The organism is Enterococcus sp. LJL51, assembly GCF_054871795.1.
This window is the reverse complement of sequence record NZ_JBTXLW010000005.1, coordinates 176,775-193,270: the sequence shown is the minus strand read 5'-3', so window position 1 is coordinate 193,270 and position 16,496 is coordinate 176,775. Positions and strand designations below refer to the sequence as shown.

General features: G+C 39.2%; 13 protein-coding genes. 8 read left to right on the top strand and 5 right to left on the bottom strand.

Annotation, left to right across the window (positions count from 1 at the left end):
* Positions 1-12: 12 nt before the first annotated feature.
* From ACYSNQ_RS07395 to ACYSNQ_RS07375, 5 genes are all read right to left on the bottom strand, one after another.
* Entirely contained in the window at positions 13-1,326 is a 1,314-nt protein-coding gene (locus ACYSNQ_RS07395) for a PTS sugar transporter subunit IIC (protein WP_426082258.1), read from the bottom strand.
* Positions 1,319-2,377, bottom strand: a complete 1,059-nt coding sequence (uxuA, locus tag ACYSNQ_RS07390; RefSeq protein WP_426082256.1) for a mannonate dehydratase — start codon at positions 2,375-2,377, stop codon at positions 1,319-1,321. Before uxuA ends, ACYSNQ_RS07395 begins: the two co-directional genes overlap by 8 nt.
* 134 nt (positions 2,378-2,511) lie before the next feature.
* Positions 2,512-3,195, bottom strand: coding sequence for a FadR/GntR family transcriptional regulator (locus tag ACYSNQ_RS07385; RefSeq protein ID WP_426082255.1), 684 nt, complete (start codon positions 3,193-3,195; stop codon positions 2,512-2,514).
* 208 nt (positions 3,196-3,403) lie between these two features.
* A complete protein-coding gene (locus ACYSNQ_RS07380) occupies positions 3,404-4,249 on the bottom strand; it encodes a TIGR03943 family putative permease subunit (RefSeq protein WP_426082254.1) in 846 nt (281 codons plus the stop codon).
* A 12-nt stretch (positions 4,250-4,261) separates the two neighbouring features.
* Positions 4,262-5,173 carry a permease gene (locus ACYSNQ_RS07375; protein WP_426082253.1) on the bottom strand — a complete coding sequence of 304 codons (912 nt, stop codon included), beginning with the start codon at positions 5,171-5,173 and terminating at the stop codon, positions 4,262-4,264.
* Positions 5,174-5,565: 392 nt separating this feature from the next.
* On the opposite strand from ACYSNQ_RS07375, the gene ACYSNQ_RS07370 reads away from it, so the two are divergent.
* From ACYSNQ_RS07370 to ACYSNQ_RS07335, 8 genes are all read left to right on the top strand, one after another.
* Complete coding sequence (locus tag ACYSNQ_RS07370; RefSeq protein WP_426082252.1) at positions 5,566-6,240, top strand: response regulator transcription factor; 675 nt, start codon at positions 5,566-5,568, stop codon at positions 6,238-6,240.
* A complete protein-coding gene (locus tag ACYSNQ_RS07365; protein ID WP_426082251.1) occupies positions 6,213-7,352 on the top strand; it encodes a sensor histidine kinase in 1,140 nt (379 codons plus the stop codon). Before ACYSNQ_RS07370 ends, ACYSNQ_RS07365 begins: the two co-directional genes overlap by 28 nt.
* Before the next feature lie 94 nt (positions 7,353-7,446).
* The gene (locus ACYSNQ_RS07360) at positions 7,447-8,106 is read left to right on the top strand and encodes an ABC transporter ATP-binding protein (RefSeq protein WP_426082250.1); all 660 of its coding nucleotides are present in this window, start codon (positions 7,447-7,449) and stop codon (positions 8,104-8,106) included.
* 1 nt (position 8,107) lies between these two features.
* Positions 8,108-10,582: an ABC transporter permease gene (locus ACYSNQ_RS07355; RefSeq protein WP_426082249.1), complete on the top strand. Its 2,475-nt coding sequence runs from the start codon at positions 8,108-8,110 to the stop codon at positions 10,580-10,582.
* 408 nt (positions 10,583-10,990) lie between these two features.
* Entirely contained in the window at positions 10,991-12,304 is a 1,314-nt protein-coding gene (locus ACYSNQ_RS07350; RefSeq protein WP_426082248.1) for an ABC transporter substrate-binding protein, read from the top strand.
* Between the two features lie 78 nt (positions 12,305-12,382).
* Positions 12,383-13,246: a carbohydrate ABC transporter permease gene (locus ACYSNQ_RS07345; protein ID WP_426082247.1), complete on the top strand. Its 864-nt coding sequence runs from the start codon at positions 12,383-12,385 to the stop codon at positions 13,244-13,246.
* Complete coding sequence (locus ACYSNQ_RS07340) at positions 13,246-14,070, top strand: carbohydrate ABC transporter permease (RefSeq protein ID WP_426082246.1); 825 nt, start codon at positions 13,246-13,248, stop codon at positions 14,068-14,070. The genes ACYSNQ_RS07345 and ACYSNQ_RS07340 overlap by 1 nt, the downstream gene beginning before the upstream one ends.
* Before the next feature lie 27 nt (positions 14,071-14,097).
* Entirely contained in the window at positions 14,098-16,380 is a 2,283-nt protein-coding gene (locus tag ACYSNQ_RS07335; RefSeq protein ID WP_426082245.1) for a glycoside hydrolase family 65 protein, read from the top strand.
* The last annotated feature ends 116 nt before the right edge of the window (positions 16,381-16,496 follow it).

Here is a 16,496-nt window from a genome sequence, read left to right as displayed (position 1 = left end):
TCCAGAAAGAATTTAGTTTTCTAAATTAAGCTGCTGCCGATTAGAAATCTTAACAAATGGCAGATAAATTAATACTGAAACAATAATACAAATCAATTGAGTGATGACTGCACCCAAATCTCCAGCTGTAGCCAGATAACCATTGACCAACGGCGGCATCGGCCATGGAACCATCACGACAGCTTTTGCAGCAAAACCGAGAGCCGTTGCCACGTAACCAATGGTTCCTGTCACTAAAGGGGTTAAAATAAAGGGAATAGCTAAAATCGGATTCAGCATAATCGGCATCCCAAAAATAACAGGTTCATTGATATTAAAAATACCAGGAGCAGCAGACAGTTTAGCGATTTCCCTCATATCATCTCGTTTACCTACCATGAATATAGCAATCAGCAGTCCGATGGTCACTCCTGAACCGCCCATGCTCATGTACATATCCCAAAAAGGCATGGTGATGATGTTTGGAACTTCTTTCCCTGCTTCGAAAGCTTCCGTATTAACAGCAATAGCAGCTAATAGCAAGGGTTCTCTAACTGGTTTGACCATTTGATTTCCATGAATACCAATAACCCAGAAAACCTGAGCAATAAACATTAACAGCAAAATGCCCGGCAAACCTTGTACAACGTTTTCCAAAGGTTTTTGAACTAAGTTATAGATAATATCATACATATACATGCCGGTTAACGCTTTAACAGTAAAACCTAAGGTAGCGATGATAGCAATTGTTAGAACTGTAGGGAATAGAGCAGAAAAGCTGGCAGAGACATTTGTGGGTACAGTATCTGGCATTTTGATTTTGAGCTTATCCTGTTTTCCAAGCCAACAGTACAGTTCGATAGAAAGAATAGCAATAAACATTCCTAAAAAAAGTCCTTTTGTATCAGTAAATTGTTTAGCAAGAACATTTTCAGCGATTACTGATTTTTCTTCAAAAAGAAATTCGTAGGTGGTTGGGTTCACCGAAAGATAAGACATAACAGCTATGATACCGGGGAAAACACCTTTAACTTGATTTAGCTTAGCCAGCTCGATTCCTATCAAAAATACAGCATAAATTGTTAGAAAGCTAAGTGTAACATAAGAGATACTGTTAGCAATCGGTTTTAGCTGTCCTAAAAATTGAAGCGGTTTCAACTGAGCTAGTCCGTTTTCGGTATCGAAAACCATCGCTGAGAAGAGGGTACCGAATGCACCAGTAATAATCACTGGAATTAATGCAGCAAAAGCTTCTTTGATAACTTTGATATAACGAAGACTGTTGATTTTTGTAGCGACATTTCCTAAAACATCTGCAAAGCGGTCCATAAAGTTGCGGTTATCCATGTTTCTTTCCTCCTTTTGCTTGTAACGTTTCCCAAATTCCGTTTAAGTAGCTAGCTCCCAGCGCCCGATCAAATAATCCATATCCCGGACGTCCAGATTCCCCCCAAATCATGCGGCCGTGATCAGGTCTTAGATAGCCTTGATAGTGGTAGTCGTTCAACAGCGAGAGTACCTTTACCATATCAACAGAACCATATTTTGACATGTGGGCAGTTTCTTCAAAGCTATTATTTTCATGGAGCAGGATATTACGGGTGTGCATGAAGTACACGCGCCCCTTTTTCAAATATTTTTCCAGCATGGTATAGATATCGTTATCCACCCGTGCACCTAATGAACCGGTGCAAAATGTAATTCCATTAGCCGGACTGGGATTTAGCGCAAGAAGCTTGTCTAAGGCAGCATCTGTAGTGATAATCCGTGGTAATCCAAAAATAGCATAGGGCGGATCATCTGGATGAATCGCCATCTTTATCCCAACTTCTTCTGCAATAGGCAGAATCTGATCTAGAAAATATTTCAGATTTTCCCACAAATCTGCTTCTGAAATTGTCTGATAAGCATCGAATAAATCTTTCAGTTGATCCTTACTGTAGGATTCATCCCATCCTGGCAACGAAAAATCTCCTTTAAACGGATCTAAATTCTTTATTTTTTTAGTATCTAGGATGAGAGAAGTTGAACCATCTTTATTGACATAACTCAGGTCTGTTCGGGTCCAGTCAAAAACCGGCATGAAATTGTAGCAAATGGTTGTAATACCAGCTTTGGCTAAACGTCTGATGTTTTCTTGGTAATTTTGAATATATTTTGTTCGTGTAGGTCGTCCTAATTTAATATCTTCATGTACGGGAACGCTTTCGACTACCTGAAAAATCATCCCTTGTGCTTCAATCTTTTCTTTTAGTGAATAAATGGCTTGTTCTGGCCAAATCTCTCCAGCCGGCACACTATAGACAGCGCTGACAATTCCTTCCATATTGGGAATTTGGGCAATGTTTTCAAGCGAAATGGGGTCTTCATTTCCATACCATCTGAAACTAAATTTCATTTGAAATCCTCCTTTAAATCATCTGATGATTTAACTATAAAATACGTCTGATGATTTGTCAATAGAGAACGCTTTCTTTTTTATATAAAAAAAGAACCAGACCTCTCGGCAGATTCTTTCGATGGATTTAACAGCTATTCAAAGTGAGTTAAGCTCATACGGTTATAGGCCATGTGAATCATCATGGCATCGTAGGCGCCATTGCTATCATGCTTTTTGATAGCTTCAACGATTTCTCTATGCATGGTTAACGTTTCCTGCTTGACCTGCTGATTTGTATAATGGTCGTTGTATAGCAGGACAGATTCATTGATTATTGGGATTAAGTGATGCATGGCTACGTTGTTGCTGGCTTTAGCAATCAACGAATGAAACTCAATGTCTAGCTGCAGCTGCAGCTCAGTGTCCGTATTCATAACCGTTTCAATTTGTTTGCGTATGGAGTCGATTGCTGCAATCTCTTCTTCACTGGCATGTTCAGCTGCCAATGCTGCTACGCGCGGTTCCAAAAGATAGCGAATTTCGAATAAATCCTTTGTCAGCTTTAGACTGTCTTTAATCAACGAAAAGCCGAGAGGGTCAGTAGCTATGCCTCTTTTTTCGCTGATGAAGGTACCAGATCCTTGTTTAACCTCCAAAACGTTTCGGGAGGCGAGGGAGCGAACGGCTTCTCGGATGGTGCTACGCCCCACATCCAACTCTTTTGCTAAATCAAATTCATTTGGCAGACGATCTCCAACCTGAAGATTATGTGCATGGATATAGTCGATGATGCTGTCTGCAACTTGTTCAGGTAGTTTTTTGTTTTTCTCTTTCATAATAAACCCCTCACTCATCTGATGAATGTATTGTATCTCACTTTCATATTTGTTGCAAACTTAGCAATAATCAAGAAATCATCGCATGAATTGTAGAAAATTCGTCTCATTTGTGGAATCTACTTTGAGAGATGGGCAGGTCTTTATAAGTATTTGCTTGGTTCTCGCCATTTTTTGCTGCCTTCGTAATTCGGCTGTTTCTTATTGATCAAAATGACCGGTAAACATATTGATTCTCTGGAGCTGAGATTTGTTTCACTGATACGGCATTAACAATAGGCAATGTTCGCTGAAAGGGATGATAATACTCAGTAGAGAGGGTTCCCTTAATTTCGACCCAGTCATTGTTTGCTAATACCTGATTTTCGGGAAGGCGGGTCAGCAAACCAAAGACTCCAGCATCAGCTACACAATGAATAATTCCGAATCTGAAAACAAAGGTGTCTGATTCTGATTCTTGATTGGAGTGAAAGATAAATCCCTTGTAAGAGACAGATTTTCCCTGAAATTCACTGGGAAAGTTATAAATTAGTTCGACTATTTCTAAATAATTTTCATCTGTGATGGTCAGCACCTGATTATCTGCATATTCAGCCATCAGCTGATTCATCTGTTCGTCGTAATCAGCTTTATCAAAATAAATACTGGTATCTGGTTTCAGGTATTGAGTCTGCATATCAGGATCTCCAGTCGCCTCTTGGCTTAAAGGAAATTGAAAACCCTTTGCTTCGACAATTGTGGTATCCAGACTAACTGTCGGAAAAACAAAACCAACGACTAACGGCAATGCCAGTAGAATATAAGCAAAAATCTGTTGATAGGGCTTTAGTGAATGGTGATGCTCAGTTTCATGATCCTGTAGCTGTTTATAGGAACCAGATTTATCTTCTCTAGTCCAAGAGATTAGTTGAATGATTGCTAAAAATAAAGAGAGCACCATTGATAAAATAGCTAGGTAGCGGTAATGAGTGTTGATATATTGATTTAGCTTTCCAGAAAGCTGCAATGACATCATCAGTAAAGCGTAGCCGGCAAAAATAATAAACCGAGTCATGAAAAATCCTCCTTAGATAAAGTAAGCATAAAATGCTGTTAGAATAGTGATTAAAGCAATCAGCTTAACAATAAATGACAGTTTAAAGTAGCGTTTCATCATCAGTAGATTTTTGATATCTACCATCGGTCCAAAGACTAGAAAACCGACAACTGGACCTGAGCCAAAGAGACTAAGCAGAGAAGAACCGATAAAGGCATCAGCCTCTGAACACAGGGATAGGGTAAAAGCGATAAACAGCATAACTAAGATAGCTAACAGCTTTGTATGGCCCAATTGTAAAATTGCAGAAGTAGGTAAGTAGGTCTGCATGGAGGCTGCCAGTAGCGCGCCAATAACTAAGTAGCGTCCGGTATCAAAAAATTCGTCGATACCATGGGTGAGTACATGACTCATTTTATGAAACAGAGGCTCTTTTTTAGGGTTGATTTCTGAGGCATTTACTGAGCAGTCAGGTGCTTCCAATATTTCTTCAAAGGAAAGAATTGATTCCTTGTTGAAAAATGCCAGCCAACCGCCAACCACAAAAGCAATGAGAAAGCTACCGGCAACCCGCCAAAGAACAAACTGAACAGAATTTCCAAAGGCAATGTAGGTGGAAAACAGGACGATCGGATTGATAATTGGTGCTGTCAGCATGAAAGCAAAAGCAGTGTAGTCAGGAACGCTTTTCTTTAAAAATTGATGAACAATAGGTACAATCCCGCATTCGCAGGAAGGGAAGAAAAAACCCAGAATGCTTCCCAAAAAGATGCTTAATACTTTATTTTTGGGGAGTAGTCGAATTACTCGTTCGGGTGTCAGAAAAACATGAATGGCTCCGGAAATCAAACAACCTAGCAAAACAAAAGGAAAAGCTTCAATAACAATCGATAAAAAAATGGTGCTCATTTGTAGAACGGAATTAGGCAAAAAATGTTCCATAAAATAGTAAGCTCCTCAATATAAATAATTTCTATTAAAGTAATGATAGATCAAAAAAACAAAATAATAGCAATGCAGTTGAGCTGGTTAATACCATAAGGATAAAGTACGCTATATATACTTCACATATTTAACGCCTTTTTGGGTATTAAAACAAGCCCTTTAGTATAAATTTAAGTTAAAAATCAAATGGCAAAGCTGTGTTGATTGAGTGTTTTAAAGAAAAGGAATGAGAATCATGTGCCGACGGGAGTAAAAAGTACTGTCAACAATAAAAAACAGAAAAATTGTTTTTTTATGTTCATTTTTATTAAAATAGGTACTGCCAATCAGCCCTTTTTTTGCTATAGTTTAAGATAACGAATGTAATTAAATTGGGGATGGAGAAGAACATGAAAAAGATTTTATTGCTAGAGGATGATTTGAATTTAAACCAGGGAATCACCCTGTGTCTGGAAAAAGAGGGGTATGAGGTATTCCCGTGTAAAACAGTTCGCAGCGCAGAACAAATATTTGCTGCGGAAGAAATAGATATGATATTAAGTGATATTTCATTGCCAGATGGAAACGGTTTAGACTTTTGTCGTAAAATACGCCAGTATTCCAGTGTGATTATTATTATGCTGACCTCTTATAATCAAGAGTATGACATCGTTTTAGGCTATGAGCAAGGAGCAGACGATTATGTTACAAAACCATTCAGCCTGATGGTTCTATTGTCTAAGGTCAATACTTTAATGAAACGGTTTTCAAATGATGGGGCCAAGATTCTGTCTTCGGGAGATGTTAGGCTTCATATATCTGAGATGAAGGTCTTTTTAGAATCGGAGCTGACACAGTTGAGTAAGACGGAAATGCAGATGCTGATTTATTTTATGGAAAATCCTAAACAGATTTTGACTCAGGAACAGCTGCTTGAAAAAATTTGGGATAATAAAGGCGACTATGTAGACAGCAATACAATTTCTGTAAATATCAGTCGGCTACGGCAAAAAATAGGAAAAGAGAAAATCAAGACAGTGAGAGGAGTTGGCTATATATGGATCGGCGACGTCCAAAAATTCTAATAGCCAGTTTTATAGTTGGGACAATAGTAGTTATTCTGTTGCTGTTTTGGGGCTTTATGTCGTTGAAGCGGGCGACAGCTCTGGATATGTATCATGCGTTAGGTACCTTCTCTTCAGTTGAAAAGCTGAATGAGGCAACGGTGATTAATGGTTTTGAAGCCCCAGTTAATCAAGAAAAGGTTGCTGAAGGACAGCGGTTGGCTGCGAAATATGGTTATCAACTAGAGCGGACTCGCCAGCAGAAAAGTATTTGGCGTTTTATATTGTATACAATGTCAGTTTTAGTCCTTGCCGTGCTTTTCTGGTTGTTACTGCTGTGCAAAAGTCTGCAGGATAATCGGCGGATTAAAAAGGAAATGGCTGAACTGAACGAACAAATTCAAGAAGAGCTCAGGCGAAATAGTGTATTGCTGCAAAGAAAATATAAAGAAGACGGGCATGTTAAATCAGTGATTACAGATATTGCGCACCAGCTGAAAACACCAGTTGCATCTCTAAAAATGAGTATGGAAATTGCTGCCTCAGGAGATTTCACGCTAGAGGAGCGCAGCCGTTTTATTACACAAGGAGTTGCCCAAGTAGATAGGTTGGATTTAATGCTGGACTCGCTGGCTAATTTGTCTCATTTAGAAACAGGTCTAATTGATTTGGACATGAAGCCGTACTCCTTTCAACAATTGATTACAGAAGTAGTTAATAGTCTTATTATGAAGGCTGTTGCTAAGGATATAGAAATTGAAGTAGTGCTAACAGAGGATCAACAGATAATGGCGGATAGAAAATGGACAATTGAAGCGATTGGAAATATTTTAGAAAATGCAATTAAATATAGTCCGAAGGAAACCACAATTCAGGTAATTGGAACCTACCTGCCTAGTTATGTATTGGTTGAAGTGCGGGATGAAGGAGTAGGGATTCCAGAAGAAGAAATCAATCTTATTTATCAGCGCTTCTATCGAGGCAGTGCTACTGAGATTCTTGAAAAGGAAGGTTCTGGTGTGGGTCTGTATTTAGCACGTAAGATTATCGAAGAGCAGGGCGGTGTGATTCTTACTAAAAATAGACAACCAAAGGGCACAAAAGTACAATTAACAATCCCTTTGACTGAATAACAGCTTTCTTACAGTTCTGTTAAGAAAACTGAAATGAAACTGCAAGATTCCTTCTCTATACTGAAAGCAACAAGAACGAAAAGAGGGAATAATAATGGTATTGAAAATTAATGAATTAGTGAAAGAATATAATGATGGAAGTACAGTGATTAAAGCGGTAGATCAAACAAACCTACAGGTTTCAAAAGGGGAGTTTGTTGCAATTATTGGAAAATCCGGATCTGGGAAAAGTACTCTGCTCAATCTAATTGGAGCATTGGACCGCCCTGACTCTGGGGAAATCTATATTGATGGAAAAAGTGTGTTTGCCATGAAGGATGAAGAGCTGGCAGTTTTCCGCCGCCGTAAAATAGGATTTATCTTTCAAAGCTATAATTTGATTCCTTCTTTAAATGTCTGGGAAAATGTTGTATTACCGCTGGGGTTAGATGGACGAAAGGTAAATGAAGGATTTGTTAATGAGCTACTTGAAAAAATTGGATTGGATCAGAGAAAAAAAGCATTGCCAAGTACACTGTCCGGCGGTCAGCAGCAAAGGGTAGCGATTGCCCGAGCGATTGCTGCTGAGCCGGCAATCATTCTTGCAGACGAGCCAACCGGCAATCTTGATACGAAAACTGAACTAGAGGTATTGTCTTTACTAAAGCAATCAGTAGAGAAATATGGGCAAACTCTCATTATGATTACTCACGACGAATCGATTGCCCAGATGGCAGATAGAGTGGTCCGTATTGAAGATGGGCGGGTGATTTAAAATGATTAAGACAGTTGCCTGGGCAAATACAAAATATAACCGGGGAAAAAACTTACTATCCGGCACAGCTATTATATTAACTACTATTCTAATATTGCTAATTGTCACTATTGGTTTGGGTGCGGTAAATACACAAAATGCCGCTGTAAATAAACTGTATCCTACCTGGCATGCAATGTATCGTGGTGTCTCTGAAGAAACGGCCAGTCAGCTAGTTGAACATGCCGATATTGAAAAAGCAGGAGTACGTCAAGATGTCGGTTCGGCAAAGCTGGGGACTGGTGAATTATTTGTTACGTATTTAGATAAACAGGCCCTAGAACTGAATAAAATTAAGACTGTAGAAGGCTCTTTTCCGCAGAAAGACAAAGAGGTTGTTTTGTCAAAAAAAAGTTTAGCGTTACTGGGATACCCAAACGCGGTCGTTGGCGATCAGATAGACATTGCTTTTCAACCGTTTGATGCAGAGGGGCTGGGCTTTGAACGCACGGAGCATTTCATCTTGAGTGGACTATTGACTGATGAAAAAGAGACGAGCGGCGCAGCTGCGTATTCGATGATTGTTTCTGAGGAGATAATGAAAGCGTTGATTCCGGAAGCAGAACGTCAGTATCGCGTAGTGGTTCGTGTAACTCCTGAATATACTAAAACAGTTGATTTGGTTGAGGAAACAGGGAAGAAGATTGGTGAATCTTTTGGACTCGCGGAGACATCGATACTTATAAATACAGAATATTTATTTGCTAATTATACAGATCCTAGTTTTATTAGCGGAATGGCTGTTTTGATTTTAATAATTTCATTAGCAGGTGCGCTGACTATCTATAGTATTTATTATGTCTCATTGATTAACAAGGTACAGGAGTTCGGGAAGCTGAAAGCTCTAGGTGCAACGAAGAGACAGATCAACCGGATTGTTCTGTTGGAAAATATGATTGTTGCACTGTTGGCGATTCCAACTGGGTTAGTGTTGGGCGGGCTGCTGATTCTGTTCTTCTTTAAACAAATTATGTTCTCGTTTTTATCTGGCTCAGAGCTGTCAGCGGTATCAAAAGAGATGCTGGAGAATGGAGAAATTCAAATTTATATTCCTTGGGTATTTCTGTTAACTGCTGTAATTGGTTTGGCAACAGTGTTGATTTCTTCGCTAAAACCAATGCGTCTGGCTTCGAAGATTTCTCCAATGGAGGCAATGAATTACACAGGGCAAAAAGAAGGAAGCAAAGGAAAAAGAAGAGGGTACATCAGCTTATCTTTGGAAAAATTAGTGGGAGCCAATCTACTGAGAAACAAAAAAAGAACTTTGATTACAGTAATTTCTTTAGGGTTAATAGGCATTTTGTTCGTCACAATGGCAACTATTTTCAGCTGCATGAATCCAGATCAAATCGCACGAGATGAGATAAATGGTGATTTCCGGTTAATGATTAGCAACCATGCGGGAAATAAAATGAATCCAGAGCTTGAGTGGTCAGCGATTCAACAAAATAACCCCCTGAATGAAAAAATGAAAAAGAGAATTGAAGACATTCCCGGTGTAGAAAAAGTAAACGAGCATCAACTGCTGAACATGGAAATTCCTGCACTTATGGATGATCTCACAAATAAACCGTTAACTTCTTCTATTTATGGATTTAATGAGGATGAGTTTGATGAAATTAAAAAGAATATTACAGAGGGATCAGCTGGAAGCTTTAATGAGCTGAGTGTAGGAAATACTTTGATTGCTGACAGCTGGTTTTCAAAAAACTATCCGGAGGTTGCTGTTGGAGAAGAGCTGGAAGTGATTATAGAGGATGGTGATTCCAGCTATACAAAGAAAATGACCCTGATTGCCAAAGCAGATTTGACCAATGGACAAAGCGGACAAGGAACATTTATCACTTCAAATCAGGCATTGTCGAAGCTGACCACTACTAATTTAACGAATACGTACGATATTTATGCTGAGAAAAATCAACTTTCTGCTGTTCAAGCATCCCTTGAGGCGATTTCTAAAGAGCATGAAGCTTTTGAATTAGACGACTTTGAAGCAGTTCAGGAGAAGTGGCGTAGTGCAACAGCGATGACGACTGGAGCTGGTTATGGTATCCTTTTTGTTCTGGGAATTGTTGGAATCATGAACTTAATCAATACAACTATCGATAGTATTTTATCCCGAAAAAAAGAGCTGGGTGTTATGCAGGCAATCGGCATGTCTGGGCGTCAAATGAGAAAAATGCTGCAGCTAGAAGGCATTTTTTATGCACTGGGTATTTCTGGTCTGTCTGTAGGACTTGGAAGTCTTTTAGGATATCTGGCTTACAAGCATGCTGCAGAAAATGGCTTAATGCAAATCAAATTTTATCAGTATCCATTGCTGCAGGTTCTGCTGCTGGTAACTTTGGTATTTTCAGTTCAACTGATATTGACGTTTGCTACAACAAATTTAGTCAACAAGGAAACGATTATTAATCGTATACGTGGAGCAGAATAAGTCTGCGAAACTGTTTAAAAGTAATTGCTATGAGAAAACCAGTGTACAAAAAGGTAAAAAAGACTACAAATGATTGGGAAAAAGAAAGCATACCGAAACCCTTTGTTTAATTAGAGAGGTGTGATAGTGGTTGTAAAAGACAGCTATCGAAAGCAGAGTAAAATAAAAAGAGCGAAGCGTAAACAGAGCTTCGTTTTTTTATTTTACAAAAAAACGATTGCATTAATTAATAGATTTTTATTTTTGAAATATGCTCTTCAAAAAAGTAATAGTACAGAATAATACTCTTTATATAGCTGAAAAAAAGACTAAATTCATCTTGTTATCGGTAACATCATAAAAACGCTTGCAAAACAACGCAATCGATTGCACAATGATGGTGTAAATAAAAACTCTGGAGGGACCAAAATGAATAAAAGAAACTGGAAAAAAATTGGTTTAGGTTTATTGGCATCAGGATTGGTATTAGGTATGGCTGCATGCGGCAATGCATCTGATTCATCTGGCGGTTCAGGCGACAGTAAAGCAGCAGATAAAACGCAAATTGATATTTTCCAATTTAAAGTAGAGTTTAAGGATCAGTTTGAAGAACTGGCAAAAAAATATGAGGAAGAAAATCCTGATGTGAAAATCAATGTTGAAACAGTCGGCGGCGGTTCAGATTATGGAGCTGCATTGAAATCCAAATTCTCATCTGGCAATGAGCCCGACATTTATAATATAGGCGGTCCGGAAGATGTGAATATGTGGATTGATAACCTAACGGATTTAAGTGATACTGAATCGGCGAAACAAGCATTGGAAGGTACTTTAACTGGTGCAACAAAGGATGGCAAAGTTCTGGGACTTCCGTATAATATTGAAGGCTACGGTGTTCTATACAATAAAGAAATATTCAAAAAAGCTGGAATTGATGCAGAAAATATCACAACGTTAACAGACTTAGAAGACGCAGCAAAAACACTGGAAGCAAAGAAAGAGGAACTAGGGATTGATGCTCCTTTTGCTTTAGCAGCAAAAGAACAGTGGATTACTGGACTACATTCGTCCAATGCATTCCTGAACGCTGAATTTGACAACGATGTGATGAAAGCATTTGAAGCAAAAGAAGTTGAATTTTCGTATGGTGATCAGTTTAAGAAATATATTGATATCTCTAATAAATACTCTGTTCAGCCGACAAACAGCTTAGACTACTCTCAACAAATTGAACAGCTGTTTTCAAATGGTAAAGTTGCAATGACTCAACAAGGAAATTGGGTATATCCAACAATTGAAGGAATTGATGAAGAATTAGCTAATGAAAATATTGGTTTACTGCCAATTCCAATTGACGGTGTAACGGAAGGAACAATCCCAGTCGGCGTACCAATGTACTGGGGAGTAAATCCAAACGGTTCTGATGAAGAAGTGCAGGCAGCTAAAGATTTCCTTGATTATCTGTACACATCAGATGAAGGTAAGAAAATTGTTCTGGAAGATTTTAAATTTGTACCTGCCTACGAAGGCTATGATACAGAAAAGATTTCTGATCCACTATCTAAAGACGTCTACACATACTATACAGAAGGTAAAACTACTGGCTGGATCTTCATGGGTTATCCTGCAGGCTGGGGCGAACAAACCTTAGGTGCACAAATCCAAAAATATGTTGCCGGTGAAGCAAGCTGGGAAGAAGTATTGAAAACAGCACAGGATAAATGGGCTTCAGAGCGTAAATAAGCGAATGAATCTATTCAACAGCTGCACGGGAGACAATCACTACATCTCTCGTGCTTTTACATAAGGGAGGGACCACAAGTGAAACATCAAAAGAAAACCTGGTTTTATCTGTTTGCCGCACCTGTTGTGCTGGCACTAACATTAGTCGTTGTTGTACCGTTTTTGTATGGTGTATATTATTCTTTTACAAATTGGGATGCGGTAGCAAGAGGAGAATTCATTGGTCTGGAAAATTATGTGAATTTACTTTCCGACAGCGGTTTCTGGGCAGCAATCGGCTTTACGATTAAATTTGCTGTTGTTTCAATTATTTTAATTAATATTATTGGGCTAGGACTAGCCATGTTGGTTACCAGCAAATTCAAGGGCGCCAATATACTACGAACGGTCTTCTTTATGCCTAACTTGATTGGCGGACTTATTTTAGGATTTATCTGGCAGTTTATCTTTATTAATGCGTTTGGCGCAATCGGTGATGCGATAGGCAATGAAGGGTTGAAAACCTGGCTCTCTACTACGCAGACCGGGTTTTGGGCATTGGTTATCGTAATGTGTTGGCAAATGTCAGGCTACATCATGGTGATCTACATCTCTTATTTGCAAAATGTGGATGATGCATTACTGGAAGCCGCTGACTTAGACGGCGCAACGGCTTGGCAGAAATTTTGGCATGTGAAATTCCCATTGATTATGCCCGGCTTCACTGTTAGTCTGTTTATGACCCTGTCCAACAGCTTTAAGCTTTATGATCAAAACCTATCTTTAACAAATGGTGGACCTTATAATTCAACACAAATGGTTGCCATGAATATTTATAATAGTGCGTTTGTTGAAAATAAAATGGGCTATGCACAATCTAAAGCAGTTATCTTCTTTATCATTGTAGCTGTTATTTCACTGGCACAGGTTTATCTGACGAAGAGAAAAGAGGTTGAAGTCTAATGGAGAAACAAAAAGCAGGAAGTCGGTTAGTGCGCATGCTCTTAGGAATTCTTTTGGGTTTGATTTGGCTGATTCCTTTCTATCTGATGATAAGCAACTCATTTAAATCCAAGCAGGAAATTTTCACCAATCCATTGGGTATTCCAGATTCTTTTACTTGGGCTAATTACCCGGAAGCATTCACTCAATTGGATTTTATTAAAACCTTATTTAACTCATTACTGATTACTATACTCAGTGTGACAGTGATTGTGATTTTCTCAGCTCTTTGCGCGTATGCATTAGAACGGATGCAGACAAAGCTGAGTACCTTTATCTTTATGGTTTTTGTTGCAGCTATGCTGGTTCCTTTTCAATCTGTAATGATTCCGCTGATTTCCATTTTCGGGAAAGCACAGATGCTGAATCAAGCAGGAATAATTTTTATGTATCTTGGCTTTGGTGCAAGTATGTCAATTTTCCTTTATCATGGAGCATTGAAGAGTATTCCCAAAGCATTGGATGAAGCGGCAATTATTGACGGGGCGAATCGTTTTCAGGTTTTTTGGAAGGTCATCTTTCCCATGCTGAAGCCAACCACAGTGACTGTTGTAGTTTTAAATACAATGTGGATTTGGAATGACTATTTACTACCATCGCTGGTAATTAATTCACCAACGACTCAAACAATTCCACTTAAAATGTTTTTCTTCTTTGGACAATATACAAAACAGTGGCACTTAGCACTGGCAGGTTTAGTTATCGCCGTATTGCCTGTTATCATTTTCTACTTTATCATGCAGAAACAAATCATAAAAGGTGTTGCTGATGGTGCTGTGAAATAGGCACGGGCAGCAGGTTGGAGGGCTGAAATGTATAAACGACTATTCGATATCGATCCTTGGAAAATCTCGACAGGAACACTGGATCGTGAAAACAAGCGGCTGATGGAGAGTTTGACCTCCATCGGTAATGGATACATGGGAATGCGGGGGATGTTTGAAGAGCCATACAGCGGCGATTCTCATCAGGGACTATATCTGGCAGGCGTTTGGTATCCGGATAAAACAAGAGTTGGCTGGTGGAAAAACGGCTATCCTGACTATTTTGGAAAAGTTATCAACGCAGTGAATTTTATCGCAGTAGATATTTTTATTGACGGTACAGCTTTAGACTTGGCTGAGCAATCTGTAGCTGATTTTTATATGGAACTGGATATGAAAAATGGATTGTTGACCCGTCGCTTTGTCTATCAATCTGATTTGGCAGAAATTGCTTTTACTTTTGAACGGTTTGTTAGTATTGTAGATAAAGAACTGGCATTTGTACGCATCAAAGCTGAAGTTCTAAAAGGCACACCAGAAATTCAGTTCGTATCAAAAATGGACGGTGATGTACGCAATGAAGATAGTAATTATGAGGAGATGTTTTGGGAGGAAAGAGAACGATCATACGCTGAAGGAATCAGCTTTTTAACAACACAGACGATTCCAAATGCATTTGATATCCCTCGATTTACGGTGACTACAGCTATGAAAAACCAGCTCAATCAGTCACTTACAGGAGAAGTAGTTAGTGAGAAACTGGTAATTGGTGAACGGTTCATCTGGCAAGGAAACAGTGGAGCCAGCTTGGAATTGGAAAAAACAGTTGCTGTTGCGACAAGCCGTGACGTTCCAGAAGCAGAGCAGCTTCAAGCCGTGAAAGAAACGCTGCAGACAGGTCTGGCAGATTCTTTTGATAAACACTTGGAAAAACAAGCAGCAGCTTGGAAGAAACGCTGGCAGCTGGCAGATGTAGAAATTATCGGCGACGATGAAGCTCAGCAGGGAATTCGTTTTAACCTGTTTCAATTGTTTTCTACGTATTACGGCGAGGACGAACGCTTGAATGTAGGACCAAAGGGCTTTACTGGAGAAAAATATGGCGGAGCAACCTATTGGGATACAGAAGCCTATATTGTTCCCATGTATCTCTCTGTTACAGAACCAAAGACAACGCGCAAGCTATTAGAATATCGTTCCAGACAGCTGGATGGTGCGTTGCTTAACGCTCAACGTCAAGGACTAAAAGGGGCTTTATACCCCATGGTTACCTTTACCGGAGTGGAATGTCATAATGAATGGGAAATAACATTCGAAGAAATTCATCGTAATGGTGCAATCATTCATGCAATTTATAATTATACGAACTACACAGGTGACAAAACTTATTTACTGGGCGAAGGAATGAAGGTCGTTGTAAATGTAGCCCGTTTTTGGGCAGATCGTGTTCATTATTCAACCAGAAATAATTGTTATATGATTCATGGCGTGACAGGACCAAATGAATATGAGAATAATGTTAACAATAACTGGTATACTAATTATCTGGCAGTTTGGTGTTTACGCTATGCTCTGGAGCACTATGAACAGGCACTTTCAGAAATCAAGCATGAACTATTGGTTACTGGGGAAGAACGCAAGCAGTGGCAAGACATTGCTGAAAAGATGTATTTCCCATATGATGAAGAACTTGATATTTTTGTACAGCATGATACATTCCTCGATAAAGATTTGATGCCGGCAGAAATGCTGAAGCCGGAAGACCGTCCGTTGAATCAGAACTGGTCGTGGGATCGTATTTTAAGAAGCTGCTTTATCAAGCAGGCAGATGTTCTGCAGGGAATTTATTTCTTTGGAAATCAGTTTACCCCAGAACAAAAGGAAAAGAACTTTAATTTCTATGAGCCAATGACGGTTCATGAATCTTCGCTGTCTTCCTGTGTCCATGCAATTTTAGCAGCTGAACTTGGTCAGGAAGAAAAAGCGGTTGAGCTGTATAAGCGAACTGCACGCCTCGATTTGGATAATTACAATAATGACACAGATGACGGTCTGCATATCACGTCTATGAGCGGCAGCTGGCTGGCAATTGTACAGGGGTTTGCAGGAATGCGCACCTTTGATGACAGTTTAAGCTTCTCGCCATTCTTACCTGAAATGTGGGAAGGCTACGCCTTTACTATCAATTACCGTGGCGGCTTAATTTCAGTTAAAGTGGATCAGAATAACATACAGCTGGAGCTGCTTGAAGGCTCAACACAGCAGCTGTCTATCTATGAGGAAGACTATCTTTTAGAACAAACAGTGATTGTTCCTATTAAGCAAAAATAATGATAGCTATTGCTAATTAAGAACTGGCAAAGCAATCATTAGTATAGATTGCGAATAGTTCTGGGGGGAGTAGTAGAAAGCAAGAAAATGTGTTTTGCTGAGTAAATACGAAGCAT